General features: G+C 63.3%; 20 protein-coding genes. 12 read left to right on the top strand and 8 right to left on the bottom strand.

All coding sequences use genetic code 11. From position 1 onward, the window contains the following. Positions 1–3: 3 nt before the first annotated feature. Together ACQUTI_RS11270 and ACQUTI_RS11265 are read right to left on the bottom strand one after the other, a co-directional pair. A complete protein-coding gene (locus ACQUTI_RS11270; RefSeq protein ID WP_023319934.1) occupies positions 4–1524 on the bottom strand; it encodes an FGGY family carbohydrate kinase in 1521 nt (506 codons plus the stop codon). Between the two features lie 347 nt (positions 1525–1871). Continuing rightward, entirely contained in the window at positions 1872–2822 is a 951-nt protein-coding gene (locus tag ACQUTI_RS11265; protein WP_002893602.1) for a sugar-binding transcriptional regulator, read from the bottom strand. A gap of 382 nt (positions 2823–3204) precedes the next feature. Here ACQUTI_RS11265 and ACQUTI_RS11260 point away from each other — a divergent pair, with 382 nt between their 5' ends. Further along, on the top strand, positions 3205–4035 hold the full coding sequence (locus ACQUTI_RS11260) for a transketolase (RefSeq protein WP_017899047.1): 831 nt from the start codon (positions 3205–3207) through the stop codon (positions 4033–4035). Next, complete coding sequence (locus ACQUTI_RS11255) at positions 4028–4963, top strand: transketolase family protein (protein ID WP_064189901.1); 936 nt, start codon at positions 4028–4030, stop codon at positions 4961–4963. The genes ACQUTI_RS11260 and ACQUTI_RS11255 overlap by 8 nt, the downstream gene beginning before the upstream one ends. A gap of 36 nt (positions 4964–4999) precedes the next feature. Here ACQUTI_RS11255 and entD read toward each other — a convergent pair whose 3' ends face one another. Continuing rightward, positions 5000–5629 (bottom strand): enterobactin synthase subunit EntD, encoded by a 630-nt coding sequence (gene entD / locus ACQUTI_RS11250; RefSeq protein WP_065878907.1) that lies wholly within the window; start codon positions 5627–5629, stop codon positions 5000–5002. Between the two features lie 66 nt (positions 5630–5695). Continuing rightward, complete coding sequence (gene fepA / locus ACQUTI_RS11245; protein ID WP_017899050.1) at positions 5696–7924, bottom strand: siderophore enterobactin receptor FepA; 2229 nt, start codon at positions 7922–7924, stop codon at positions 5696–5698. Positions 7925–8183: 259 nt separating this feature from the next. Here fepA and fes point away from each other — a divergent pair, with 259 nt between their 5' ends. Genes fes through entF form a run of 3 tightly spaced genes read left to right on the top strand, consistent with a single transcriptional unit; the run spans position 8184 to position 13515 of the window. Further along, positions 8184–9392, top strand: coding sequence for an enterochelin esterase (gene fes, locus ACQUTI_RS11240; protein WP_048294363.1), 1209 nt, complete (start codon positions 8184–8186; stop codon positions 9390–9392). A gap of 27 nt (positions 9393–9419) precedes the next feature. After that, complete coding sequence (locus tag ACQUTI_RS11235; RefSeq protein ID WP_428923267.1) at positions 9420–9623, top strand: MbtH family protein; 204 nt, start codon at positions 9420–9422, stop codon at positions 9621–9623. A gap of 10 nt (positions 9624–9633) precedes the next feature. Continuing rightward, positions 9634–13515, top strand: a complete 3882-nt coding sequence (gene entF, locus ACQUTI_RS11230) for an enterobactin non-ribosomal peptide synthetase EntF (protein WP_428923266.1) — start codon at positions 9634–9636, stop codon at positions 13513–13515. Positions 13516–13579: 64 nt separating this feature from the next. On the opposite strand, the gene fepC is transcribed toward entF, so the two are convergent. The 3 genes from fepC to fepD are packed head-to-tail and all read right to left on the bottom strand — an operon-like array spanning position 13580 to position 16367. Next, entirely contained in the window at positions 13580–14374 is a 795-nt protein-coding gene (gene fepC, locus ACQUTI_RS11225) for an iron-enterobactin ABC transporter ATP-binding protein (RefSeq protein ID WP_065878914.1), read from the bottom strand. Then, on the bottom strand, positions 14371–15363 hold the full coding sequence (gene fepG, locus ACQUTI_RS11220; RefSeq protein WP_428923265.1) for an iron-enterobactin ABC transporter permease: 993 nt from the start codon (positions 15361–15363) through the stop codon (positions 14371–14373). The genes fepC and fepG overlap by 4 nt, the downstream gene beginning before the upstream one ends. Then, complete coding sequence (gene fepD, locus ACQUTI_RS11215) at positions 15360–16367, bottom strand: Fe(3+)-siderophore ABC transporter permease (RefSeq protein WP_004885733.1); 1008 nt, start codon at positions 16365–16367, stop codon at positions 15360–15362. Before fepD ends, fepG begins: the two co-directional genes overlap by 4 nt. A gap of 112 nt (positions 16368–16479) precedes the next feature. Between fepD and entS the strand changes: the two genes are divergently transcribed. Further along, a complete protein-coding gene (entS, locus tag ACQUTI_RS11210; RefSeq protein WP_243813529.1) occupies positions 16480–17721 on the top strand; it encodes an enterobactin transporter EntS in 1242 nt (413 codons plus the stop codon). A gap of 131 nt (positions 17722–17852) precedes the next feature. Here the strand turns inward: entS and fepB are convergent, their stop codons facing one another. Then, entirely contained in the window at positions 17853–18812 is a 960-nt protein-coding gene (fepB, locus tag ACQUTI_RS11205) for a Fe2+-enterobactin ABC transporter substrate-binding protein (RefSeq protein WP_004885740.1), read from the bottom strand. Positions 18813–19000: 188 nt separating this feature from the next. On the opposite strand from fepB, the gene entC reads away from it, so the two are divergent. From entC to cstA, 6 genes are all read left to right on the top strand, one after another. Beyond that, positions 19001–20176 (top strand): isochorismate synthase EntC, encoded by a 1176-nt coding sequence (entC, locus tag ACQUTI_RS11200; RefSeq protein WP_310903780.1) that lies wholly within the window; start codon positions 19001–19003, stop codon positions 20174–20176. Positions 20177–20185: 9 nt separating this feature from the next. Beyond that, on the top strand, positions 20186–21793 hold the full coding sequence (gene entE, locus ACQUTI_RS11195; protein WP_182947998.1) for a (2,3-dihydroxybenzoyl)adenylate synthase EntE: 1608 nt from the start codon (positions 20186–20188) through the stop codon (positions 21791–21793). Between the two features lie 13 nt (positions 21794–21806). Next, entirely contained in the window at positions 21807–22658 is an 852-nt protein-coding gene (entB, locus tag ACQUTI_RS11190) for an enterobactin biosynthesis bifunctional isochorismatase/aryl carrier protein EntB (protein ID WP_017899057.1), read from the top strand. Between the two features lie 8 nt (positions 22659–22666). Beyond that, positions 22667–23413 (top strand): 2,3-dihydro-2,3-dihydroxybenzoate dehydrogenase EntA, encoded by a 747-nt coding sequence (gene entA / locus ACQUTI_RS11185; protein WP_094311510.1) that lies wholly within the window; start codon positions 22667–22669, stop codon positions 23411–23413. After that, complete coding sequence (gene entH, locus ACQUTI_RS11180; RefSeq protein WP_017899059.1) at positions 23414–23827, top strand: proofreading thioesterase EntH; 414 nt, start codon at positions 23414–23416, stop codon at positions 23825–23827. Positions 23828–24234: 407 nt separating this feature from the next. Next, positions 24235–26340: a pyruvate/proton symporter CstA gene (gene cstA / locus ACQUTI_RS11175; protein WP_004885757.1), complete on the top strand. Its 2106-nt coding sequence runs from the start codon at positions 24235–24237 to the stop codon at positions 26338–26340. Positions 26341–26400 lie beyond the last annotated feature (60 nt).

Genomic DNA, 26400 nt, shown 5'->3' with positions numbered 1-26400 from the left:
CGTTCAGGCTGGCGAGTCCGGTTTCCATAATGTTCGGTCGACCGCATGGCGCCACTCCTGCCAGCGCGTTTGCAAGCGCTGGTGGCGGGCCATGTCGGGCTGAAAGGCGCTGTGTTCGGTTAAGAAGGCCTGCAGGTCGGCGGTCGACCCGGGATGGAGCGCTTTACGCGCAAGCAACGCCGCGCCGATGGCGGACAGCTCCGGCACGTCGCTGCGCATCACCGGGCAGCCGAGCAGATCGGCCTGGTATTGCATCAGCCAGTCATTGTTGGTCGGCCCGCCGTCCACCATCAGCGCCGTCAGGGTGAACTCCTCATGCTGACGCATCGCCACCACCACGTCGGCAATCTGATAGGTGATGGACTCCAGCGCCGCACGGATCAGATGCGCGCGTTTCACCCCGCGACTCAGGCCGCAGATCACGCCGCGGGCGCTATCGTCCCACCAGGGGGCGCCGAGACCGGTCAGCGCCGGCACGAAGTACACCCCGAGGGTCGAGTCGACGGAGGCGGGAAGGGTGTTCAGCTCATGGGCCAGCTCGGCGGCAGAGAGCTCGCTCAGACCGGTGCTGTCCGCCATCCAGGCGACGGCATCGCCGGTGTGGGGAATATTACCTTCCAGCCCCCACACCAGCTGATCGCCATCGTGCCAGGCGACAGTGGTCGCCAGCGCCTCGATATCGCACTGCGCCGATTTGACCGGCGCCATCACCGATGAGCCGGTGCCGTAGGTGGCTTTCACGCAGCCCGCTTCGCCGAGCGCGTGGCCGAACAGCGCCGCGTGGGAGTCGCCGATCATCGCCATAATGGGAATACCGTCTGGAATAGCGGCCAGCCCTTTGGTATGGCCGAAGAGGCCGCTCGACGGTTTAATGTCCGGCAACGCCGCGCGCGGAATACCGAATAGCGCCAGCATCTCGTCGTCCCACTCGCCGCGGTGCAGATTCAACAACTGGGTGCGGGCGGCATTGGAGTAGTCGCAGCAGAAGGCTTCTCCGGCGGTCAGATTCCACAGCAGCCAGCTGTCGATAGTGCCGAGGCAAATCTCGCCGCGTTCGGCGCGCAGGCGGCCATCGGCAGTCGCATCCAGCAACCAGCGCATTTTGGAGGCCGAGAATAGCGGGGCGATCGGCAGGCCGGTGGCCTGTTTAATACGCTGTTCCTGACGATCGTGACGCAGCGTGTCGCAGAACGCGGCGCTGCGGGTGCATTGCCAGGTAATGGCTGCGTTAATCGGTTCGCCGCTGTCGCGATACCAGCCGATGGCGGTTTCCCGCTGGTTGCTGATGGCCAGCGCGGCGACGTTTTCCGCGCCGACGTGGGCCACCGCGCTGGCGATCACCGCCAGCGAGGCGGCCACCAGCGCCTCGCCCGACTGCTCCACCCAGCCGTCGCGCGGCGTTTGGAGCGCCAGCGGCTGCGAGAATTTGACGATAACCTTGCCCCGGCTATCCAGCACCACCGCTTTGGCGTTGGTGGTGCCTTCATCCAGGGCGATGATGAACTCTTTTGCTGTCGCCTGCATCGTGCTCTCCTCGGTCACCCGGTGTCCTGGAACAGCGGAGACGGGATATCTTCCACCGTCTCATGCGTTTACGCAGGCCATGATGTGACATTTCGTTATCATCTTCTTAATCACTGAATATATATTCGATAGTGATTATTTATTTGATACCTTAAGCCACAAACCCGGTGACGGGCTACCGGAAAAATCATCAATTGTGCTGGCAATCACATTTCGCCGATCGGCGAAAGCGGTGGCAGGCGGCTGGGGTGGTAGATTAACTGATTGAATTTGAATGCAATAACTGAGGCAGCCCTGAGGCTAAAAAAGCGCGTCAGGGCGGCAGAGAGGAAAAACAGCGCGGCAGGTTAGTCGCTGACCAGCATGCGGGCGGTAGGATAATCGGTGATTAAAACGTCAATGTAGCCGCCGGTGAGGGCGCCTTTGATGGCCGCGACTTTGTCAGTGCCGCCGGCCAGCGCGACCACGTTCGGGCATTTTTTGACCTTCTCCAGCGCCATGCCGATCACCGGATCTTCATCATCGCGTAACACCGGATGGCCGTTTTTGTCGTAGTAGTGCAAGCAGATATCGCCCACCGCGCCGCGCGCCGCCAGCACCTGCAGCATATCTTCGTGATAGTAGTTCCCGGAGGTTTTCAGCAGCTGGGAGGGTTCGAGAATGCCGATGCCGACGATGGCGATATCCACCTCGTCAAAGCGCGACACTACGTCCGCGACGTCCTTGCTGGCCAGCAGTCGGTTGCGCTCCTCCATGGATCCCTCAATGCTCTGCGACGGCAGCAGCCAGGCGTCGCAGTTCAGGCGCTGGGCGAGGGTCTGGGTAAGAATCGTCGCCTGCACGTTACCGTTGGGCCCGACGCCGCCGAGCAGCTGGATCACGCCGCTGGCCTTCAGGTTCTGCGCATGAACTTCATCGACCATCGCGCGAATGGTTGAGCTCCAGGAGGAGACGCCAATCAGATCTTTTGGCCGTAGACGGGTTTCCAGGTAGTGGGCGGCGGCGGAGCCAATCGCCCGCTTAATGGTGTGATCGCTGGCCTCTTCCTCGGTATCCACCACCACGGCCTGCTTAAGACCGTAGCGATCCTCAAGCCCTTTTTCGAGCTTCAGAAAAATGTTTGACGGCTGTACGACGCTGATTTTGACGACGCCCTCTTTCTGGCAGCGGGTAATGGCGCGGGAGACAAATGACTGTGAGAGCGAGAGAAGTTGGGCGATATCAGACTGCTTTCGTCCTTCCAGGTAGTAAAGCGTGGCAATCTTAACCAATAGCCGTTGTTCATCCTGCTTAGCCATATTAATCCTCGAAAATCATTTATCGCCTGTGTTCAGACGCTTAGCGACAGCCATTTTATTTAGGGTATAGAGGCTTCTATCATACGCGAAAAAAAATCACACTTAAGTGTGACAGGCATCTAACTTTTGCCAATCCTCAAAATCGACTATGGACAAAAACAAAACAGCCAGGTCATAATCGAATAAAGAATCATCATTGAATATATATTCAAGGCGATTTCAAGTCAACGTGTTTCTCCGGGCTAAGTCCGGAGCGGGAGGCAGAATGTTCCTGAGTAGGGCGCTGTGGCAGAAGGCTTACCACCCGGCATAGGGATATCTGGTTTTTTTAGTTCTTGCTGGAATAAATATTCCATGCTGAAAATAAATTCAGAGGTGTGAAATGAATCCCTACAGATTTGATATTCAGACGCTGGAGCGTAAAGCCCGCGCGGTGCGGCGCCACATTGTGCGCTTAAACGCCAATAGTCCGGCCGGCGGCCACACCGGGGCCGACCTCTCGCAGGTCGAATTGTTAACCGCACTCTATTTCCGCGTCCTTAACGTCGCACCGGATCGGCTCGACGACCCGCAGCGCGATATCTATATCCAGTCGAAAGGCCACGCGGTGGGCTGCTACTACTGCGTCCTGGCGGAGGCCGGCTTCTTCCCGGTCGAGTGGCTGGAGACCTACCAGCATGCTAATTCTCATCTCCCGGGCCACCCGGTGCGGCAGAAAACGCCGGGTATTGAGCTGAACACCGGCGCGCTGGGCCACGGTTTGCCTGTTGCGGTGGGGCTGGCGCTGGCCGCGAAGAAAAGCAACAGCACCCGCCGCATTTTTTTGATCACTGGCGACGGCGAACTGGCGGAAGGCAGCAACTGGGAAGCCGCTCTGGCAGCGGCGCATTACGGTCTGGATAACCTGGTCATTATTAATGATAAGAACAATCTCCAGCTGGCCGGGCCGACGCGCGAAATCATGAATACCGATCCGCTGGCCGACAAATGGCGCGCCTTCGGCATGGCGGTCAGCGAATGCCAGGGGAACGACATGGCCTCGGTGGTCGCGGCCATCGAGGGGCTGCAGCAGAAGGGTAAACCAAACGTCATTATTGCCAACACCACGAAAGGCGCGGGGATCTCCTTTATCCAGGGGCGCCCGGAGTGGCACCACCGGGTGCCGAAAGGTGAAGAGATCGCTCTGGCGCTGGAGGAACTGAAAGATGAGTAATGCAGAACACCTGGCTAACGTCATGGTCGAGGCCTTTATCGCCGCCGTGGAAAGCGGTGTCGATCTGGTGCCGGTGGTGGCCGACTCCACGTCGACGGCCAAAATCGCCCCCTTTATTAAGCAGTTTCCCGGCCGGCTGGTGAACGTCGGCATCGCTGAGCAGAGTATGGTCGGCACCGCCGCTGGTCTGGCGCTGGGCGGCAAAGTGGCGGTGACCTGTAACGCCGCGCCGTTTCTCATTTCGCGGGCTAATGAGCAAATCAAAGTGGATGTCTGTTACAACAACACCAACGTGAAGCTATTTGGCCTTAACGCCGGGGCCAGCTACGGTCCGCTGGCCAGCACCCACCATGCGATTGACGATCTGGCGGTGATGCGCGGCTTCGGCAATATCCAGATCTTCGCCCCCTCCACGCCGCGCGAATGTCGGCAGATTATCGACTATGCCCTTGCTTATCAGGGCCCGGTCTATATTCGCCTCGATGGCAAGGCGCTGCCGGAGCTGCTTGACGAGTCGTATCGCTTTGTTCCCGGCGCCGTGCTGACCCTGCGCGAAGGCGAGGACGTCGCGCTGGTGGCCACCGGTTCGACGGTGCATGAGGTGGTGGAGGCAGCGCAGCGGCTTGCCGACCTCGGCGTTCAGGCGAAAGTGGTCAGCGTGCCGTCGATCCGCCCCTGCGATACCGCGGCGCTGCTGGCGGCGCTTCGGCCGTGCGGCTCGGTGATCACCGTGGAAGAGCATAACGTCAACGGCGGTCTGGGCAGCCTGGTGGCGGAGGTGCTGGCGGAAGCAGGCGTGGGCATTACTCTACAGCGCTTGGGGATCCCGGACGGGGAGTACGCCGCCGCCGCCGATCGCGGCTGGATGCGCCAGTACCACGGGTTTGATGCCGCCGCCATCGTCGCCCGGGTGCAAAACAGGGGCTGATGGCCTGAACGCCCGTCGCGTGAAGCGCGCGGGCGTTTACTGCTGCAATGCGCAAAGCGTGATGACCTGCTCCTCCGACGCGGTCCAGTGCAGCGGATAGCATTGCCCCGCAAACCGCAGCGCTACGGTGCTTGCCGTTACCTCCACGATCTGAAAGTCGTCGAACCCCAGCGCGCGCTGGCTTGCCGTCGGCGTCGCCTTAAACCCACTCTCTTTCGCCGAAAACGCCAGCGTCAGCGCCAGCGGGAAGGGCAGGCCGCTGTGTAACAGCACCTTTTTTTCCACCTCGTTGATAATGCTGCTCTCCAGCTCCGCCGCCAGCGGTGGCGTAAACCGGCGCTCGATATCGACCCCCACCGGCCGGTCAGTCACTACCGCCAGCGCGCGCTGGCCGCAGTGGCTGATGCTGCCGAACCAGGGCGCGGGCCACAGCGGCTCGCGCCGATCGCCGATGGCGGGAGGCTGTTTTTCCCCGACCTCGCGCAGGGCGTACACCGCGGCGATGCGCCCGGCCAGGTGCTCCGCCTGCCGCTTGCGGCCCCAGCCGCTCAGGCTGGCGTGGTAGGGCAGCCACAACAGATCTTCAGGCTGGAAAGTCGCCGGGTCGAAATCGATCTGCTGCAGCGTATAGCCGGCCAGCGGCAGGGTGGCGTGATGGATGCGCATAGGGCAAGAATACCGTGGTTGTCCCCGCCCTTTGTCTTGCAAGGGCGGGGCAGGGAGAACCCGCTATCAGAAGTGGGTGTTGACGCTCAGGTACCAGGTGCGGCCCGATTCGTTGTAGGTCTCGGCGCCGGCGCCGTACATCGTGCCGGTGGCACCCCCGGTGGTCTGGGCGTTGCCCGCGCGCCAGTGGCGCTTGTCGAAGACGTTATCCACGCCGCCGGTCAGACTAACGTATTTGGTGACGTCCCAGGTCGCGCTCAGGCCGAGGATGCTGTAGGGGCTGACCTCGTTCTTCTCGCTGCCGGTAACCGGTTGACCCTTATAGTTGTACTTCTTCGGCTCCTGTTTGCCGTACCAGGTAAAGGTCGATTGCAGCGAAACATCATCGCGTACCTGCCAGCTCAGCGTGGAGTTTAGCGTGTATTCCGGGATAATCGACAGACGATCGCCGGTCTCTTTGTTCTTACTCTGCAGCATATAGGTGATGTTGTTGGTCCAGTTGACGGTCTCGCTCACCGGGACGTTGAGCGTGCCTTCCAGGCCTTCCACTACCGCTTTCGGCACGTTTTCCCACTGGTAGAGATCGGTACCTTTACCGTTTTGATAGACCGGAGCATAGCCTGCCTCAATCTTGTTGCGGTAATCGTTGCGGAACCAGGTCACGCCCGCCAGCCAGCCGTCGCGTTTAAACTCAAGGCCAATCTCTTTGTTGATGCTGGTCTCGGCTTTTAAATCTTCATTCCCCTGCAGATAGCAGCCGTCTTTGCTGGCGTAGCAGCCCTGGCCTTTGCTGTAGAGAATGTAGTTCGGGTTGGTCTGATACAGGCTCGGCGCTTTATAGGCGCGGGCGATGCCCATCTTCAGCGTGAAGTCGTCCCACAGCCCTTGGGACAGGTTAAGGGACGGACTCCAGTTGTTGCCGACGATGCTGTGGTGATCGAAACGCAGCGCCGGGGTCAGCATGGTGGTGTCGGTCAGCTCCATGTTGTTCTCAGCGAACAGGGAGAAGATCTCCGCCTGCGAGTACGGGCTGCGGCCGGTGCTGTCGTAGCCCGGAATTTCTCCTCCCGACAGCGCCTGGGTGTTGGAGGCATTATCCTTCATCCGCTGCTGGTTCCACTCGCTGCCCAGCGTCAGGTTCTGATTAACCAGATAGTCGAACGGGATGCTGACTTCGCTGTGCAGCATCACATCCGCCAGATCGATATCGGTGAACTGGTTGCTGTTGAAGATCCCCTCGGTACCCCCGGCCAGACCTTCGCCTTTGCGCGAGTTGCGGGTGCGTTCGTACTGCGCCCAGTTGCTGGTGGTCACGCCGTTGTCCCAGGCGCCGTTCCAGGTGACCGAGTAGGTGTTGCGGTACAAACGGTTGGTCTCTTTGCCGTAGTTCTCTTTCACCAGGTCGTTGGAGTTGGTGTTCTGAGTGTCGCCGGCATAGAGGTTCCCCTGGCGGCTGTAGCCGGCCTCAAACTCCAGCGACTGCATCGGAGCGAATTCCCAGCGCACCAGACCATCGATGTTTTTATTTTTTACCCCTTCGCGCCCGGCCGGCAGGGTGTCGGCATAGATCCCGGTGCGTTCGGACTGATGACCCTGGTTGATGTCCCAGGCGTCGGCCTGCGTTTTGTCGAGGTTACCGAACAGGCGGAAGCTGAAATCGCCGCCCAGCGGGCCGCTGAGGCTGAAGTTGGTGCGCTTGGTGGAGCCTTCGTCTTTGTGCTCCGGGGCGTTCATATAGGTGTTCCAGGAGCCGTGCCACTCATCGCCGGTTTTTTTGGTGATGATATTCACCACGCCGCCGGCGGCGCCGTTACCGTAGCGGGCGGCGGCCGGGCCGCGAATCACTTCGATGCGTTCGATCATCTCCGGCGGCACCCAGCTGGTGTCGCCGCGGGTGTCGCGCTCGCCGCGCCAGCCGAGACGCACAGAGTTGCGGCTGGTGACCGGCTTGCCGTCGATCAGGATCAGGGTGTTTTCCGGGCCCATGCCGCGGATATCAATCTGGCGGTTATTGCCGCGCTGGCCGCTGGTGGAGTTGCCGGTCAGGTTGACCCCCGGCATGGTGCGAATGATCTCCGAGACGTCGCGCGCCGGCGGACGCTTGCGGATCTCATCGGCGGTGATGGTGGAGACGCCCGGCGCCTGCAGGTTCTGCTCGGCGGCGGTGACCACCATGGTCTCTTCCGCGGCGCTGTTTTTATCGTCGGTGGCGGTTTCCGCTGCGCTTAACGGAAAAGCAACCCCGTAAATTCCCAGATTGACCAGCAAGGCCAGGGATTTGATCCTGTTATTCATTGTTATTCCTGCTTTTTTGTCGCCACGTTCCCCAAACGCCCCTTCCCACCGGGAGGGGAGGCGGCATAAATGTTGCCGGAAGAGGGCAAAGGCACTCCGTCGCTAGCTGAATAAGCTCTCTTCGACATGTGTTGTGAAAGACGCGCTTCCCACGGCGCGCTAATACGCTATTGCAAATGCAAATAGTTATCAATAATATTATCAATAAAGAATGACAATTAATTAAAAAAGTCACGCGATACATAGGGTTAATGACAGAATGTTAACGACAGGAAGCGAGGAGTGGTGGCGAACCCTGCAGGGTCCGCAGTCCCGGGCGGTGGATGACGCCATCGAGGTGACGTTCTGGTGGCGGGATCCGGCAGGGGATGAAACGCGTTCTCCACGCCGTCGGGTATGGCTCTATATCACCGGCGTGACCGACCACCATCAAAATGCGCGGCCGCAATCGCTGCAACGTCTGCCCGGGACCGACGCCTGGTGCTGGCGAACCACGCTGTCGCCGACCTGGCGCGGCAGCTACTGCTTTATTCCTTCCGACCGTGACGATGATTTTTCCCCTGAGGTGTTCAGCGCTGATAAGCCGGACCGCGCGCTGCTGCGCGAAGGCTGGCGCAAACTGCTGCCGCGGGCGATAGCCGATCCGCTGAACCCGCACAGCTGGCGGGGCGGACGCGGCCATGGGGTCTCGGCTCTGGAGATGCCGCAGGCGCCGGCGCAGCCCGGCTGGGACCAGCTTAATGCAGCGCATCCTCCCGCTCGTTGCCTTGAGTGGCGCAGCGCGCGTCTGGGCAACCATCGCCGGGTCTGGATCTACACCCCCGGCGAGGCCGTCGATCCGCAAACACGGCCGCTGGCGATCCTGCTTGACGGCCAGTTCTGGGCCGAAAGCATGCCGGTGTGGTCGCCACTGGCCGCGCTGACCCGCGAGGGGAGACTGCCGCCGGCGGTCTACCTGCTGATCGACGCGATCGATAACCAGCGCCGCGGGGTTGAGCTGCCCTGTCATCGCGATTTCTGGCTGGCGGTGCAGGAGGAGCTCCTGCCCCTGGTCCGCGGCCATGCCCCGTTCAGCGACCGCCCGGATCGGACGGTGGTGGCCGGGCAAAGCTTCGGCGGCCTGGCGGCGATGTTCGCCGCCCTCAACTGGCCGCAGCGATTTGGCTGCGTGCTCAGCCAGTCAGGCTCCTACTGGTGGCCGCATCGCGATGGCCGCGGGGAGGGCTTTATCGGCGAACGTCTGCGCCAGGGCGAGGCGTCCGCGGCCGGGCTGCGCATCTGGCTGGAGGCGGGCCAGCGTGAACCGATTATTTTTCGCGCCAACCAGGCGCTGCTGGCGCAACTCACCACCACGCAGCAGACAATTTTCTGGCGTCAGGTTGACGGCGGGCATGATGCGCTCTGCTGGCGAGGCGGGCTGACGGCAGGGCTTATCCAGCTCTGGCAGCCTCTGCTGTCGCCCCCTTAGCACAGCGCTTTACGACAGGAGTTTGATATGCAATTCAGTAACCCCTTCGACAATCCGCAAGGGCAGTTTTACATTCTGCGCAATGATCAGCAGCAGTACAGCCTGTGGCCGGGGCACTGCGCGCTGCCTGCCGGATGGACGGTAGTGTGCCCCCCGCAGTCGGCCGAGGCCTGCAACGCCTGGCTGGCGGCCAACTGGCCGACACTGACCCCCGCCCATCATGCGGCATAAGGAGCTGACAATGACCACTCGTTTACCGCTGGTTGCCGCGCAGCCGGGGATCTGGATGGCCGAGCGCCTCTCCACTCTGCCAGGCGCCTGGAGCGTGGCCCACTATGTTGAACTGCGGGGCGCGCTCGACCCGGCGCTGCTGGGTAAGGCGATTGTCGCCGGTCTGCAGCAGGCAGACACCCTCAGCCTGCGCTTTGAGGAACAGGAGGGGGAAGTCTGGCAGTGGGTAGCGGCGGAGCGCACCTTTGCCGAACCGCCCATCATTGACCTGCGTACGACGCCGGATCCGCATCGTGCCGCCACGGAGCGGATGCAGGCAGATCTGGCGCAGGATCTGCGCGTCGACGGCGGTAACCCGCTGGTGTGCCATCAGCTGCTGCGCGTCGGCGACGACCGCTGGTACTGGTATCAGCGTTATCACCATTTGCTGGTGGATGGCTTTAGCTTCCCGGCGATAACCCGGCAGATCGCCGCCATCTACCGCGCCTGGCAGCGCGGGGAAGCCACTCCTGAGTCGCCTTTCACCTCCTTCGCCGAGGTGGTGGACGAGTACCAGCGCTACGCCGGCAGCGAGGCCTGGCAGCGGGATAAAGCTTTCTGGCAGGCCCAGCGTCAGGCGTTACCGGCTCCCGCCTCACTCTCTGCCGCGCCGCTGGGCGGACGCGCCGCCGGGAGCGATATCTGGCGGATGAAGCTGGAGATGAACGCCGACGCCTTCCGCCGCCTGGCCAGCCATGTGCCGCAGTGTCAGCCTGCTGATCTGGCGCTGGCGCTCACCACGCTGTGGCTGGGCCGCCTGTGCAACCGGATGGACTACGCGGCGGGCTTTATCTTTATGCGCCGGATGGGCTCAGCGGCGCTGACCTCGACGGGGCCGGTGCTCAATGTCCTGCCTCTGGCGGTGCATATTGACGCCCAGGAGACGCTGGCGGACCTGGCGATGCGCCTCGCCGCTCAGCTGAAAAAGATGCGCCGCCATCAGCGCTATGACGCCGAGCAGATCGTCCGCGACAGCGGCAAAGCGGCAGGGGACGAACCGCTGTTTGGCCCGGTGCTGAACGTCAAACTCTTTGATTACCAACTGGATATCGACGGCGTCGAGGCGGTGACCCATACTCTCGCCACCGGCCCGGTCAACGATCTTGAGCTGGCGCTGTTCCCCGATGAGACCGGCGGCCTGTCGCTGGAGATCCTCGCCAACAAGGCCCGGTATGATGAAGCCGAGCTGCGTCGCCACATGGCGCGACTGACCGCGCTGCTGGCGCAGTTTGCCGCCGATCCGACGCTGCGCTGCGGCGACGCGGAGATGCTCTCCGCCGACGAGCTGACCCGGCTGGCGGCGGTCAACGATACCGCTATGCCGCTGCCTGCCACCACCCTCAGCGCGCTGGTGGCCGACCAGGCGCGGAAGACTCCTGATGCCCCAGCGCTGGCGGATGCAAACTGGCAGTTCAGCTATCGCGAGATGCGTCAGCAGGTGGTGGCGCTCGCGCAGCTGCTGCGTCAACGCGGCGTGAAGCCGGGCGACAGCGTGGCGGTGGCCCTGCCGCGCTCGGTGTTCCTGACCCTGGCGCTGCACGGCATTGTCGAAGCGGGGGCCGCCTGGCTGCCGCTGGACACCGGCTACCCGGACGACCGTCTGCGGATGATGCTGGAAGACGCCCGGCCGTCGCTGCTGATCGCCTCGGAGGATCAGCTGGCCCGCTTCAGCGATATCCCCGGGCTGGAGAGCCTCTGCTACCAGCAGCCGCTGGCCGTTGCGGATGACGCGCCGCTGGCGCTGTCAAAACCGGACCATACCGCCTACATCATCTTTACCTCGGGCTCCACCGGACGGCCGAAAGGGGTGATGGTCGGCCAGACCGCCATCGTCAACCGCCTGCTGTGGATGCAGGATCGCTATCCGTTATCTGCCGACGACGTGGTGGCGCAGAAAACACCGTGCAGTTTTGACGTTTCGGTGTGGGAGTTCTGGTGGCCGTTTATCGCCGGCGCGCGGCTGGTGATGGCCGAGCCGGAGGCGCACCGCGACCCGCAGGCGATGCAGCAGTTCTTCGCCCGCTACGGCGTGACCACCACCCACTTTGTGCCGTCGATGCTGGCGGCGTTTGTCGCCTCGCTGGATGCCGACAGCGTCGCCGCCTGCCGCACGCTGCGGCGGGTATTCTGCAGCGGCGAAGCGCTGCCGACGGAATTGTGCCGCGAGTGGGAGCGCTTGACCGGCGCGCCGCTGCATAACCTGTACGGCCCGACGGAAGCGGCGGTGGACGTCAGCTGGTATCCGGCCTGCGGGCCTGAGCTGGCGGCGGTGACCGGCAGCAGCGTGCCGATTGGCTGGCCGGTATGGAACACCGGGCTGCGCATTCTGGATGCCGCGATGCGCCCGGTGCCGCCGGGGGTGGCGGGGGATCTTTATCTCACCGGCATTCAGCTGGCGCAGGGCTACCTGGGGCGTCCGGACCTCACCGCCAGTCGCTTTATCGCCGACCCGTTTGCCCCCGGCGAGCGGATGTATCGTACCGGCGACGTGGCGCGCTGGCTGGCGAACGGCGCGGTGGAGTATCTTGGCCGCAGCGACGATCAGCTGAAGATCCGCGGGCAGCGCATCGAGCTTGGCGAGATTGACCGGGCGATGTCGGCCCTGCCGGACGTGGCGCAGGCGGTGAGTCACGCCTGCGTCTTCAACCAGGCGGCGGCGACCGGCGGCGATGCCCGGCAGCTGGTGGGCTATCTGGTCTCTGACTCCGGCCTGCCGCTGGATACCGCGGCGCTGAAAGCGCGGCTGGCGGAACAGCTGCCGCCGCATATGGTGCCGGTGGTGCTGATGCAGCTCGCTGACCTACCGCTCAGCGCTAATGGCAAACTGGATCGCAAAGCGCTGCCGCTGCCGACCCTCGGCGGCGAGCGCAGCGGCCGGCCGCCGGAGCCCGGCATGGAAACTCTTGTCGCCGCCGCCTTCAGTCAGCTGCTGGGCTGCGAGGTGAATGATATCGACGCTGATTTCTTTGCCCTCGGCGGCCATTCGCTGCTGGCGATGCGCCTGGCGGCACAGCTTAGCCGCCAGCTGGCGCGACAGGTGACCCCGGGGCAGGTGATGGTGGCCTCGACAGTGGGCAAACTGAGCGCGCTGCTGGCGGCCGATCTCAGCGATGAGCAGGCTCAGCGCTTGGGACTGGATACGCTTCTGCCGCTGCGCGAGAGCGACGGTCCGACGCTGTTCTGCTTCCATCCGGCCTCCGGCTTCGCCTGGCAGTTCAGCGTGCTGGCGCGCTATCTCAGCCCGCGCTGGTCGATTACCGGTATTCAGTCGCCGCGCCCGCAGGGGCCGATGGCCAGCGCCGCCAGCCTCGACGAGGTCTGCGAGCATCATCTGCAAACGCTGTTGGCGCAGCAGCCGCACGGCCCTTATTACCTGTTCGGGTATTCGCTGGGCGGCACCTTAGCCCAGGGCATTGCCGCCCGCTTGCGCCAGCGCGGCGAAGCGGTGGCCTTCCTCGGCCTGCTGGATACCTGGCCGCCGGAGACGCAAAACTGGGCGGAGAAAGAGGCTAACGGGCTGGATCCGGCTGTGCTGGCGGAGATTGCCCGCGAGCGCGAAACGTTTCTTGCCGCCCAGCAGGGGCAAGCCTCCGGCGAGCTGTTCTGCGCCATCGAAGCCAACTATGCCGATGCGGTACGGCTGTTAACCACCGCGCACAGCGCGAAGTTTGACGGCAAGGCGACGCTGTTCGTGGCGGAGAAGACGCGGCAGGCGGGGATGGATCCGCAGGTTGTATGGGGCCCATGGGTGGGCGAGCTGGAGGTGTTCAGCCAGAACTGCGCCCACGTCGACATTATCTCCCCGCAGGCCTTTGAAGCCATCGGTCCGGTGGTCAAGGAGATTCTGGGATAACGGTTGAGTTCGGGTTACAGCAGGTAGCCCGACTCAGGGTAGCGCAAGCCGGGGAAAGGGAGAATTACCGGCGGCCCAGCGGCACCACCAGCGGCGTATGCGCCACCGGATCCTCAATGATCGTGCAGCGCAGGCCGTAAATCCGTTCAATCAGTTCCGCCGTGACGATTTCCTTCGGCGCCCCCTCGGCGACGATCTTGCCGTCGCGCAGGGCGATCAGGTGGGTAGCGTAGCGGCAGGCCTGGTTAAGATCGTGCAGCACCGCCGCCAGGGTATAGCCCTTCTCGCGATTCAGCTCGCTCAACAGCTCCAGCAGGTCGATCTGATGGCTGATGTCCAGCCAGGTGGTCGGCTCATCCAGCAGCATAATCTCTGTCTCCTGGGCCAGCACCATCGCAATCCACGCCCGCTGGCGCTGGCCGCCGGAGAGCGTATCGACGCTCTGCAGCGCCAGGTCGCTGATTCCGGTCGCCCGCATCGCGTTGTTTACCGCCGCTTCATCTTCTTTGCGCCAACGGGTGAACAGCGGCTGGTGCGGGTAGCGCCCGCGGGCCACCAGCTCCTGCACCGTGATATCGCCAGGAGTGGTGGCATTCTGCGCCAGCAGTCCGATGCGGCGGGCAACCTCTTTCGTGGCATATTGCTGGATCTGCGCGCCGTCGAGCCAGACATGGCCGCTGGCCGGCGCCATCAGGCGGCTGAGGGTGCGCAGCAGCGTCGATTTGCCGCAGCCGTTGGGGCCGATAATGGCGGTGAAGTGGCCGTCAGGGATGGTCACGTTCAGCGACTCGGCGATGGTCTTGTTCCCGTAGGCCAGGGTTAACTGCTCGCCGCGCAAACGGGAGGGGACAGCACTCATTTTTTGCGGGACTCCTGAATCAACAAAGCAATAAGGTAAATACCGCCGAGGCTGACGGTTAGCACGCCCACCGGCAGTTGCCAGGGCATAAACAGCCGCTGGGCGCCGTAATCGGCCAGCGCCAGCAGCAGCGCGCCGCACAGGGCAGACTGGGTTAATCCCCAGCGGGCCGTGCCGCTCAGGCGGCGGGCGATATGCGGCGCCACCAGCGCGATAAATGAGATTGGCCCGGCCAGCGCCGTCGAGGCGGCGGTGAGCACCACTGCCACCAGCATCAGCAGCAGGCGCGAGCGTTCGACCTGCACCCCCAGCGCGCAGGCGGTATCGTCGCCCATCTCCAGCAGCCGCATCCGGCGAACCAGCAGGGCGCTGCCCACCAGCATCAACAGGATCAGCGGCGCTGACGGCCAGGTTTTACCCCACGTCAGGCCGTTAAGCGATCCGGCGTTCCACAGGCCCGCAGAAAGGGCGGTCTCCAGCGAGGCGCGCAGCAGCAGCCAGGTGTTGAATGCCACCAGCATGGCGCGCACGCCGATGCCGATAATGATCAGGCGGAAGGTCTCGATCCCGTTGCGCCAGGCCAGCAGCCAGACCACCAGCGAGGTCAGCACCCCGCCGGCCATCGCCGCCAGGGCGATCGCCGTCAGGTTCTGGCCGAAGAGCACCATCGCCACCAGCACGCCGCTCCAGGCGCCGGTGTTAAAGCCCATCACGTCCGGGCTGCCGAGCGGGTTACGGGTCAGCGACTGGAAAATGGCGCCGCTGACGCCGAGCGCGGCGCCGATGAGCAGCGCCATTAACACCCGCGGCAGCCGCCATTCGTTTACCACCATCGTGACGTTGCGCGGCGCGTCGCCGAACAGCGCCGAGAACACCTGGCCAATCGTTAGCGGCACCGGGCCTTGCGCCAGCCCGAGCAGGGAAATCAGCAGGCTGGCGGCCATCAGCAGCAGACAGCTGGCTATCAGGCGGCGGGACGGGGCAATCACAGGCCACCTCCCCGCGGCTGGCGGCGCACCAGCCAGATCAGCACCGGCGCGCCGAGAAAGGCGCTCACCACCGATACCCGCAGTTCGCCGGGCACCAGCAGGCGGCCAATCACGTCGGCAAACAGCAGCAGCGCCGGGGTGGCGAGCAGGGTGACCGGCAGCGACCAGCGATGATCGGCCCCCACCAGCCAGCGCGCCATATGCGGCATCATCAGACCGATAAAGGCGATAGGGCCGACGACGGCGGTGGCGCTGCCGCACAGGACGGTGATAACGATCAGGCCGATCAACTGGGTGCGGGCGACGCGGCTGCCGAGGGCGGTGGCGGTATCGTTGCCGAGGCTCAGGCTGTTAAGCGCCCGGCTCAGCAGCAGGGCGGCGATCCCCGCCACCACCACCGGCAGCAGGACAATTTTCAGCGTCTGCAGGGTGCGGATATCCAGCGAACCGGCCTGCCAGAAGCGCAGCTGATCGTAGACGTCGGGGTTGAGCAGGGCGATGCCGTTGGACAGCCCTTCCAGCACCGCCGCAAGGGCGACCCCGGCAAGGGTGAGGCGCACCGGGCTCAGCTGGCCGCCGCCCTGGCTGCCGGTGAAGGCCACCAGCAGCGAGGCACAGAGCGCGCCGCAAAACGCCAGCAGCAGCTGCTCCTGTGGAGAGGTGATCCCGAACAGCGCCGCGCCGAGGACGATGGCGAAGCTGGCGCCGGAGTTGACCCCCAGCAGGCCGGGGTCGGCCAGCGGGTTACGGGTGAGCGTCTGCATCAGCGCGCCGGCGAGACCGAGGGCAATGCCCGCCAGCAGACCGGCCAGGGTGCGCGGCAGGCGCGCATCCAGCACGATGGTGCAGTCGGCGCTTTGACAGGTTCCGCTAAAGGCGGTGAATACCGTGCCGATCGGCAACGATTTGGCGCCGATGGTCAGGCTAAGCGCGGCGGCTAAGGCGAGTAGTAGCAACAATCCGGGCACGGCGACAGAGCGTACCGCGGTCGTAGAAAACGACATAACTGACATCCCTGATATGATAATGATAGTAATTATCGTTATCGATTTTATTCAGCTATGGTAGCATGACCCACAGGAAAAAGGGTATTAAAAATAACGACAAGGCGCTGTAATGAACCGACAATCCTGGCTGCTTAACCTCAGCCTGCTGAAAACTCACCCGGCGTTTCGCGCCGTTTTTATCGCTCGCTTTATCTCTATTCTGTCGCTTGGTCTGCTGGGCGTGGCCATTCCGGTGCAGATCCAGATGATGACCCATTCGACCTGGCAGGTCGGGTTGTCGGTGACCTTGACCGGCGCGTCGATGTTTATTGGCCTGATGGTGGGGGGCGTACTGGCTGACCGCTATGAGCGCAAACGCCTGATCCTGCTGGCGCGCGGCACCTGCGGCGTGGGCTTTGTCGGCCTGTGTCTGAACGCCCTGCTGCCGGAGCCGTCGCTGGCGGCGATTTATCTGCTGGGGATCTGGGACGGTTTCTTCGCTTCTTTAGGTGTGACCGCGCTGCTGGCGGCGACCCCGGCGCTGGTGGGGCGGGAAAATCTGATGCAGGCCGGGGCCATCACTATGCTGACGGTGCGCCTGGGCTCGGTGATTTCGCCCATGATCGGCGGCCTGCTGCTGGCCTCCGGCGGCGTGGCGTGGAACTTCGGCCTGGCGGCGGCGGGGACGTTTATCACCACCTTAACCCTGCTGCGTCTGCCGCAGCTGCCGCCGCCTCCGCAGCCGCGTGAGCATCCGCTGAGTGCCCTGCTGGCGGGGCTGACCTTCCTCTGTCAGAGCCCGCTTATCGGCGGGATTGCGCTGCTCGGCGGCCTGCTGACCATGGCCAGCGCGGTGCGGGTGCTCTATCCGGCGCTGGCCGGGAGCTGGCAGATGTCGGCCGGACAGATTGGCCTGCTGTACGCCGCGATTCCGCTCGGCGCGGCGCTGGGGGCGTTGACCAGCGGGCAGCTGGCCCAGACCGTGCGGCCGGGCGCGCTGATGCTGGCGACGACGGTGTGCTCCTTTGTCGCCATTGCGCTGTTCAGCCTGATGCCGCACTGGGCGTTGGGTGCGCTGTGCCTGGCGCTGTTTGGCTGGCTGAGCGCTATTAGCTCGCTGCTGCAGTACACCCTGATCCAGACCCAGACGCCGGAACATATGCTCGGGCGGATTAACGGTCTGTGGACCGCCCAGAACGTCACCGGCGACGCCATCGGCGCGGCGCTGCTCGGCGGGTTAGGGGCGGTGATGACGCCGGTCGCTTCTGCCAGCGCCAGCGGCTGGGCGCTGGCCCTCGTCGGCGTGCTGCTGGTGGGACTGCTACGCGAGCTGCGCCGCTTCCAGCGCCCGGAAATCGTCAACGAAAGTTAAGTAGGGGGCGATTGCCCGGTGGCGGCTGCGCCTTACCGGGCCTGGGGGGGCGGGCATTGTAGGCCGGGCAAGCGCAGCGCCGCCCGGCAAAGCGTTCAGGCTGGGTTCCCGTCCTGATGGCGCAGCCCGCGCTAGCCGAACAGGCTGGAGAGACGCTGGAGCACCAGCAGGGCGCTGTAGTAGTCAAGACGGAAGGTCTCGGTGCCCAGCGGGTAGACGCGTTTCCCTTCGACCGCCGGGAGATGCGCCAGCAGCGGGTTGGCGTAGATGGCATCGACATCTTTCTGGTCGCCAGCGAACAGGAACAGGCTCTGGCCGTTCAGCCCGGCCGCCAGGTTCTCCCCGCCCAGCTGCACGATATCGTGGCGTTTGCCCTGGCTGTGGCTGGCGGGCAGGCCGCCTGGCAGCGTCGCCAGACTAAAGCCCAACTGCTGGAGCATCTGCCCCTGGGCCGATTCCGGCGTCCAGATATTGGCGCTGTGCGCGGCCGCGGTATAGACGAGGGCGGTGACCGGCTGCGGCGGTAGCTTCATTTTTTCTTTTAACGAAACGAGCTGTTTATTGAAGTCGGCGATGCGCGCGCTGGCCTGCTGCTCATGGCCGGTGATCTGCCCCAGCTGGGTGAGCAGCGTTTGCCAGCTTTTATCGTCATAGTTGATGACCAGCGTCGGGGCGATCGTTTTGAGCTGATCGTACAGCGGCAGGGCGGAGTCGCCGCCGGTGGCGCTCACCAGGATCAGATCCGGCATCTGGGCGGCCACCGCTTCCGCGCTCGGTTCGCCGATATACAACCGCGCCAGCTTGCGGGCTTTGGCGACCTCGCTCCACTGGCGCAGAAAGCCCTGGCTATCGGCCACGCGGTTGTTCGGGGTGGTGGCGCCGCTGGCGACCACCGGCGCGTCGATCGCCAGCAGCGAGCCGGTGAGGGTCACGCTGGTGGAGACAATGCGCAACGGCTGGCTCGGCAGGGTGTGTGTCCCGTAGCTGTCGGTGACCTGGCGCGGCCAGTCCGCCGCCTGGGCTGAGGTAATTCCTAAAAACAACAGCATGCCGGTCAGCGCACCGCGGCGGCAAAAAGAAGAGAAGTTCACGTCATCGCATCCTGATTTGAAGGGTAATAAATGCGTCTCATTTTCAACTTTGCGTTGACAGGATGCAAGCCAAAGTGGCGGCGCGATGACGTAACGCGGTTGACATGGCGGGCAATACCTTTTAGGTTAGCCAACCAAAATACAAATGATAATTATTCGTAATATATTTATCGTTTTTGGAGGATGATATGGAAACGTCACTGGCTGAGGATGTACAGAAACCTACCCGGACCTTGTCGCCGGACAGCTTCTTCTTTATGTCGCCGTACCGCAGTTTTAGCACCTCAGGCTGCTTCCGCCGCCTCTCAGCGCCCGCCGTCGGCGGCGATGCGCTGAACGGCGAGTTCCAGCAGCAGATGGCCGCCGCCTTTGCCGAGGCCCGGGCGGCGGGGATCCGCAAGCCGGTGATGGTCGGGGCCATCCCGTTCGACACCTGTCAGCCTTCCGAGCTTTATATCCCCGAGCGCTGGGAAGCGTTCTCGCGACCGGAAAAACAGCGTTCCGCCCGCTATGCCGCGCCGCTGGAGGTGATGGCGGTGGTGGAGCGCCGGGAGATCCCGGAGCAGGACGCGTTTCTAGCCATGGTGGAACGCGCCGCCGCGCTGACCGCCACCCCGGAAGTCGACAAAGTGGTGCTATCACGACTAATCGATATCACCACCCGCGATCCTGTCGATAGCGGCGCCCTGATGGAGCGCCTGATCGCTCAGAACCCCGCCAGCTTTAACTTCCATGTGCCGCTCGCCGACGGCGGCGTGCTGCTGGGCGCCAGCCCGGAGCTACTGCTGCGTAAAGAAGGGGCGCACTTCAGCTCACTGCCGCTGGCCGGCTCCGCCCGCCGCCAGCCTGACGATGTGCTGGACCGCGAAGCGGGCAACAGGCTGCTGGCGTCCGGCAAAGATCGCCATGAGCACGATCTGGTGACCCAGGCGATGAAGAGCGTGCTGGGCCCGCGCAGCAGCCAGCTGTCGCTGCCGTCATCGCCGCAGCTGATCACCACCCCGACGCTCTGGCATCTGGCGACGCCGATCGAAGGCACGGCGCTGGCGGAAGAAAACGCCATGTCGCTGGCCTGCCTGCTGCACCCGACTCCGGCGCTGAGCGGCTTCCCGCACCAGGCGGCGAAGCGCCTGATTGCCGAACTGGAACCCTTCGACCGTCAGCTGTTCGGCGGCATCGTCGGCTGGTGTGACGATGAAGGCAACGGCGAATGGGTGGTGACCATCCGCTGCGCGCGTCTGCAGCAGCGTACGCTGCGCCTGTTTGCCGGCGCGGGCATTGTTCCGGCCTCCTCGCCGCTGGGCGAATGGCGCGAAACCGGCGTCAAACTGACCACCATGCTTAACGTATTTGGCTTGAATTAAGAGGCAAGGATGATTGCATTTACCCGTTGGCCGGATGAGTTCGCGGCCCGCTATCGTCAAAAAGGCTACTGGCAGGATCTGCCGTTAACCAATCTGATCACCCGTCACGCAGAAAACGACGCCGTGGCGATTATCGATGGCGATCGACACATTAGCTACCGCCAGTTTAACCAGCGGGTGGACAACCTTGCCTGCTCTCTGCAGCGTCAGGGACTGAAGCGCGGAGAAACCGCGCTGGTGCAACTGGGCAACGTCGCCGAGTTTTACATCACCTTCTTCGCGCTGCTGCGCATCGGCGTCGCGCCGGTGAACGCGTTGTTCAGCCACCAGCGCAGCGAGCTTAACGCCTACGCCGCGCAGATTAAGCCGGCGCTGCTGATCGCCGACCGCGAGCACGCGCTGTTTGCCGACGATAGCTTCCTCCATGCGTTTATTGCTGAACATGCTTCCCTGCGCGTGGCGCTGCTGCGTAACGACGGCGGCGAGCGCGATCTGGCGACGGAGATTAACCGCCCGGCGGATAACTTTATCGCCAACCCAACCCCTGCCGACGAAGTGGCCTTTTTCCAGCTCTCCGGTGGCAGCACCGGGACGCCGAAGCTGATCCCGCGCACCCATAACGATTACGACTACAGTATCCGCCGCAGCAACGAGATCTGCGGGATTAACGCTGAGACACGCTACCTCAACGCGCTGCCGGCGGCGCATAACTATGCGATGAGTTCCCCGGGTTCGCTCGGCGTTTTCCTCGCCGGCGGGCGGGTGATCCTCGCCGCCGACCCGAGCGCCACCCTCTGTTTCCCGCTGATTGAAAAACATCAGATCAACGTTGCCTCGCTGGTGCCGCCGGCGGTCAGCCTGTGGCTGCAGGCCATTCACGAATGGGGCAGCAACGCGCAACTGCAATCGCTGCAGCTATTGCAGGTCGGCGGCGCGCGCCTGTCGGCGACCCTCGCCGCGCGCATTCCGGCGGAAATCGGCTGCCAGCTGCAGCAGGTGTTCGGCATGGCGGAGGGGCTGGTGAATTACACCCGCCTTAACGACAGTCCTGAGCGGATCATCCATACCCAGGGCTGCCCGATGTGCCCGGACGATGAAGTGTGGGTGGCAGATGCCGAGGGCAACCCGCTGCCACGCGGCGAAGTGGGCCGCCTGATGACCCGCGGGCCCTACACCTTCCGCGGCTACTACAACAGCCCGCAGCATAACGCGGAGGCCTTCGACGCCGAGGGTTTCTACTGCTCCGGCGATCTGATTTCGATCGATGAAGACGGGTATATCACCGTTCAGGGCCGGGAAAAAGATCAGATCAACCGCGGCGGCGAGAAGATCGCCGCCGAAGAGATCGAAAACCTGCTGCTGCGCCATGAGGCGGTGATCCACGCCGCGCTGGTCAGCATTGAAGACAATCTGCTGGGCGAGAAGAGCTGCGCTTACCTCGTGGCGACCTCGCCGCTGCGCGCCGTCGCGGTGCGCCGCTTCCTGCGCGAGCAGGGGGTGGCTGAATTTAAACTGCCGGACCGCGTGGAGTGCGTAGCCGCTCTGCCGCTGACGCCGGTGGGCAAAGTCGATAAGAAACAATTACGTCAGTGGCTGGCCGAAGGCAAGCTGGGCTGAAGGAGAACAGAAAATGGCAATCCCTAAATTACAGGCTTACGCGCTGCCGGAAGCCAGCGATATTCCGGCGAACAAAGTCAGCTGGGCCTTTGAACCTTCCCGCGCCGCGCTGCTGATCCATGATATGCAGGAATACTTTCTCAATTTCTGGGGCGAAAACAGCGCGATGATGGAGACAGTGGTGGCCAATATCGCCGCCCTGCGCGACTTCTGCAAACAGAACGGCATTCCGGTGTACTACACCGCCCAGCCGAAAGAGCAGAGCGATGAAGACCGCGCCCTGCTGAATGATATGTGGGGGCCGGGGCTGACCCGTTCGCCGGAGCAGCAGCAGGTGATTGCCGCCCTGGCGCCGGACGAAGACGACACCGTGCTGGTGAAATGGCGCTACAGCGCGTTTCATCGCTCGCCGCTTGAAGAGATGCTGAAAGAGAGCGGCCGCGACCAGCTGATCATCACCGGCGTTTACGCCCATATCGGCTGCATGACCACCGCCACCGACGCCTTTATGCGCGATATCAAACCGTTCTTTGTCGCCGACGCGCTGGCGGACTTCAGCCGCGAAGAGCACCTGATGGCGCTGAAATACGTCGCCGGCCGTTCCGGCCGCGTGGTGATGACCGAAGAGCTGTTGCCGCTGCCGGCCAGCAAAGCGGCGCTGCGCGCGCTGATCCTGCCGCTGCTCGACGAATCCGACGAACCGCTGGATGATGAAAACCTGATCGACTACGGTCTGGATTCGGTGCGGATGATGGCCCTCGCCGCCCGCTGGCGCAAAGTGCACGGCGATATCGACTTCGTGATGCTGGCGAAAAACCCGACCATCGACGCCTGGTGGGCGCTGCTTTCCCGCGAGGTGCAATAATGGCGGCGCTGGATTTTCGCGGCCAGACCGTGTGGGTGACTGGTGCCGGTAAAGGCATTGGCTATGCCACCGCACTGGCTTTTGTGGAGGCCGGGGCCAACGTCACCGGTTTCGACCTCGCCTTTGACGGCGAACGCTACCCGTTTGCCACCGAAACGCTGGACGTCGCCGATGCCGACCGGGTACGCGAAGTGTGCAGCCGCCTGTTGGCGAACACCGAGCGATTAGACGTGCTGGTGAACGCCGCCGGGATCCTGCGCATGGGCGCCACCGACCAGCTGAGCGCGGAAGAGTGGCGGCAGACCTTCGCGGTCAACGTCGGCGGGGCGTTTAATCTGTTTCAGCAGACGATGGCCCAGTTCCGTCGCCAGCGGGGCGGGGCCATCGTCACCGTCGCTTCCGATGCCGCGCATACGCCGCGTATCGGCATGAGCGCCTATGGCGCCTCGAAAGCGGCGCTGAAAAGCCTGGCGCTAACCGTCGGCCTTGAGCTGGCGGGCAGCGGGGTGCGCTGTAATCTGGTGTCGCCGGGCTCTACCGATACCGATATGCAGCGCACGCTGTGGGTCAGCGACGATGCGGAGCAGCAGCGGATCCGCGGTTTCGGCGAGCAGTTTAAGCTCGGCATCCCGCTGGGCAAGATTGCCCGCCCACAGGAGATCGCCAATACCATTTTGTTCCTCGCCTCTTCTCACGCCAGCCATATCACCCTGCAGGATATCGTGGTAGACGGCGGCTCGACGCTGGGGGCGTAAATGACCTGGAAACGAGCGCTCACGCTGGCGGCGCTGAACGCCAGTAGCGAAAACACCCTGGTGGCGCATCTGGGGATCGTCTACACCCGGCTGGAAGCTGGGCTGCTGGAGGCGGAAATGCCGGTGGATGCCCGCACCCATCAGCCGTTTGGCCTGCTGCACGGCGGGGCCTCAGCGGCGCTGGCGGAGACGCTGGGGTCGATGGCCGGCTGGCTGATGACCGAAGAGGGGCAGTGCGTGGTGGGCACCGAGCTGAACGCCACCCATCACCGGGCGGTCTCCAGCGGGAAAGTGCGCGGCGAGTGCCGCCCGCTGCATCTTGGCCGGCAGAGCCAGAGCTGGGAGATTGTGGTGTATGACGAGAAGGGGCGGCGCTGCTGCACCTGTCGTCTGGGCACCGCGGTGCTGGGCTAAGGAGCCGCTGTTTCCCCGGCTCGCGCTACGCTTAGCCGGGCTACGGTTTTGACGCCCGGCGGCGCTGCGCTTGCGCGGGCCTACGGTCTGCCCCGGCCTTCCGGGAATGTCTCAGCGATGTTGAGACCGCCAACACCGGCAGTTTCAGTCAGCATCGATGCCGTTGTAGGCCGGGTCAGCGCAGCGCCACCCGGCAAAATCACGGCGTAACTGGACCGATTCGGTCATCGACTGGCAACCCGCATAATCCTTTCATTCATTTTCCTGCCTTAAGTGATCTCGCTAGCAATGTGAGACAAATCTCTGTGGGTGGACGGCATCTGCGCTGTTTCGATGTTGTTAAATTCTGCGTTGTGATCTAGAAACAAAATGTAACATCCTGATTACCCTACCGGTGGACCACAACAATGAATAATTCAGGGAAATACCTTATCTGGGCACTGCTCTCCGTGATCGGAGCCTTTGCCCTCGGCTACATTGCTTTAAACCGGGGTGAGCAGATCAACGCGCTGTGGATTGTCGTCGCGGCAGTCTGCGTTTATCTGATCGCGTATCGTTTTTACGGCCTGTATATCGCCAAAACCGTGCTCGGCGTCGATTCGACGCGCATGACGCCCGCGGTGCGGCATAACGATGGCCTCGACTATGTCCCGACTGACAAAAAAGTGCTGTTCGGACACCATTTTGCCGCCATCGCCGGCGCGGGGCCGCTGGTGGGCCCCGTGCTTGCCGCGCAGATGGGCTATCTGCCGGGGATGATCTGGATCCTCGCCGGCGTGGTGCTGGCCGGGGCGGTGCAGGACTTTATGGTGCTGTTCGTTTCCACCCGTCGCGACGGCCGTTCGCTGGGCGAACTGGTGAAAGAGGAGATGGGGGCGACCGCCGGGGTGATTGCCCTGGTGGCGACCTTTATGATCATGGTGATCATCCTCGCGGTGCTGGCGATGATTGTGGTGAAAGCGCTGACCCACAGCCCGTGGGGAACCTATACCGTGGCCTTTACCATTCCGCTGGCGCTGTTTATGGGGATCTATATTCGCTATCTGCGCCCGGGGCGCATTGGCGAAGTGTCGGTGATTGGCCTGATATTCCTGGTGTTCGCCATTATCTCCGGCGGCTGGGTAGCGGAAAGCCCGACCTGGGCGCCGTTCTTTGACTTTACCGGCGTCCAGCTCACCTGGATGCTGGTGGGCTATGGCTTTGTCGCCGCGGTGCTGCCGGTCTGGCTGCTGCTGGCCCCGCGCGACTACCTCTCCACCTTCCTCAAAATCGGCACTATCGTCGGTCTGGCGATCGGCATTCTGATTATGCGTCCGACCCTGACCATGCCGGCGCTGACCAAATTTATTGACGGTACTGGCCCGGTATGGACTGGCAACCTGTTCCCGTTCCTGTTTATCACTATCGCTTGCGGCGCGGTGTCGGGCTTCCACGCCCTGATTGCCTCCGGTACCACGCCGAAGATGCTGGCGAATGAAAATCAGGCCTGCTTTATCGGCTACGGCGGCATGCTGATGGAATCCTTCGTGGCGATTATGGCGCTGGTCGCCGCCTGTATCATTGACCCGGGCGTCTACTTCGCGATGAACAGCCCGATGGCGGTGCTGGCGCCGGCGGGAACCACCGATGTGGTGGCGTCGGCGGCGCAGGTGGTGAGCGGTTGGGGCTTTGCGATTACCCCGGAAACGTTGACGCATATCGCTAATGAGGTGGGCGAGCAGTCCATCATCTCCCGCGCCGGCGGGGCGCCTACGCTGGCGGTGGGCATGGCCTACATTCTCCACGGCGCGCTGGGCGGGCTGATGGACGTCTCGTTCTGGTACCACTTTGCCATTCTGTTTGAAGCGCTGTTTATCCTGACGGCGGTGGATGCCGGCACCCGTGCGGCGCGCTTTATGCTGCAGGATCTGCTGGGTGTGATCTCCCCGAACCTGAAGCGTACTGATTCGTTACCGGCTAATCTGCTGGCGACGGCGCTGTGCGTGCTGGCGTGGGGCTACTTCCTGCATCAGGGGGTGGTCGATCCGCTGGGCGGTATTAACACCCTGTGGCCGCTGTTCGGTATCGCCAACCAGATGCTGGCGGGGATGGCGCTGATGCTCTGCGCAGTGGTGCTGTTCAAGATGAAACGTCAGCGCTATGCGTGGGTGGCGCTGGTGCCGACGGCCTGGCTGCTGATCTGTACCCTCACCGCCGGCTGGCAGAAAGCCTTCAGCCCGGACAATAAAGTGGGCTTCCTGGCGATTGCCAACAAGTTCCAGGCGATGATCGACAGCGGCAAAATTCCGGCGCAGTACACCGAGTCGCAGCTGTCGCAGCTGGTGTTTAACAACCGTCTCGATGCCGGGCTGACCATCTTCTTTATGATCGTGGTGGTGGTGCTGGCGCTGTTCTCGATTAAAACCGCGCTGGCGGCGCTGAAGGAGAATAAACCGACGGCGAAAGAGACACCCTATGAGCCAATGCCTGAAAACCTGGACGCGATGGTGACCCAGGCGAAAGGGGCGCATTAACCTGTGTGCCGGGTGGCGGCTTCGCCTTACCCGGCCTGTCTTTCTGATCCTCCCTCTCCC

This window comes from Klebsiella sp. 7-CIP_Kleb. (assembly GCF_050378655.1).
Classification (GTDB): domain Bacteria; phylum Pseudomonadota; class Gammaproteobacteria; order Enterobacterales; family Enterobacteriaceae; genus Klebsiella; species Klebsiella quasipneumoniae.
This window is presented reverse-complemented; position numbering and strand designations above follow the sequence as displayed.

Bases quoted from the DNA above. Each gene is read 5' to 3' on its own strand.
- ACQUTI_RS11270 (WP_023319934.1), bottom strand. From the start codon at position 1,524: ATGCAGGCGACAGCAAAAGAGTTCATCATCGCCCTGGATGAAGGCACC.
- ACQUTI_RS11265 (WP_002893602.1), bottom strand. From the start codon at position 2,822: ATGGCTAAGCAGGATGAACAACGGCTATTGGTTAAGATTGCCACGCTT.
- ACQUTI_RS11260 (WP_017899047.1), top strand. From the start codon at position 3,205: ATGAATCCCTACAGATTTGATATTCAGACGCTGGAGCGTAAAGCCCGC.
- ACQUTI_RS11255 (WP_064189901.1), top strand. From the start codon at position 4,028: ATGAGTAATGCAGAACACCTGGCTAACGTCATGGTCGAGGCCTTTATC.
- entD (WP_065878907.1), bottom strand. From the start codon at position 5,629: ATGCGCATCCATCACGCCACCCTGCCGCTGGCCGGCTATACGCTGCAG.
- fepA (WP_017899050.1), bottom strand. From the start codon at position 7,924: ATGAATAACAGGATCAAATCCCTGGCCTTGCTGGTCAATCTGGGAATT.
- fes (WP_048294363.1), top strand. From the start codon at position 8,184: ATGTTAACGACAGGAAGCGAGGAGTGGTGGCGAACCCTGCAGGGTCCG.
- ACQUTI_RS11235 (WP_428923267.1), top strand. From the start codon at position 9,420: ATGCAATTCAGTAACCCCTTCGACAATCCGCAAGGGCAGTTTTACATT.
- entF (WP_428923266.1), top strand. From the start codon at position 9,634: ATGACCACTCGTTTACCGCTGGTTGCCGCGCAGCCGGGGATCTGGATG.
- fepC (WP_065878914.1), bottom strand. From the start codon at position 14,374: ATGAGTGCTGTCCCCTCCCGTTTGCGCGGCGAGCAGTTAACCCTGGCC.
- fepD (WP_004885733.1), bottom strand. From the start codon at position 16,367: ATGTCGTTTTCTACGACCGCGGTACGCTCTGTCGCCGTGCCCGGATTG.
- entS (WP_243813529.1), top strand. From the start codon at position 16,480: ATGAACCGACAATCCTGGCTGCTTAACCTCAGCCTGCTGAAAACTCAC.
- entC (WP_310903780.1), top strand. From the start codon at position 19,001: ATGGAAACGTCACTGGCTGAGGATGTACAGAAACCTACCCGGACCTTG.
- entE (WP_182947998.1), top strand. From the start codon at position 20,186: ATGATTGCATTTACCCGTTGGCCGGATGAGTTCGCGGCCCGCTATCGT.
- entB (WP_017899057.1), top strand. From the start codon at position 21,807: ATGGCAATCCCTAAATTACAGGCTTACGCGCTGCCGGAAGCCAGCGAT.
- entH (WP_017899059.1), top strand. From the start codon at position 23,414: ATGACCTGGAAACGAGCGCTCACGCTGGCGGCGCTGAACGCCAGTAGC.
- cstA (WP_004885757.1), top strand. From the start codon at position 24,235: ATGAATAATTCAGGGAAATACCTTATCTGGGCACTGCTCTCCGTGATC.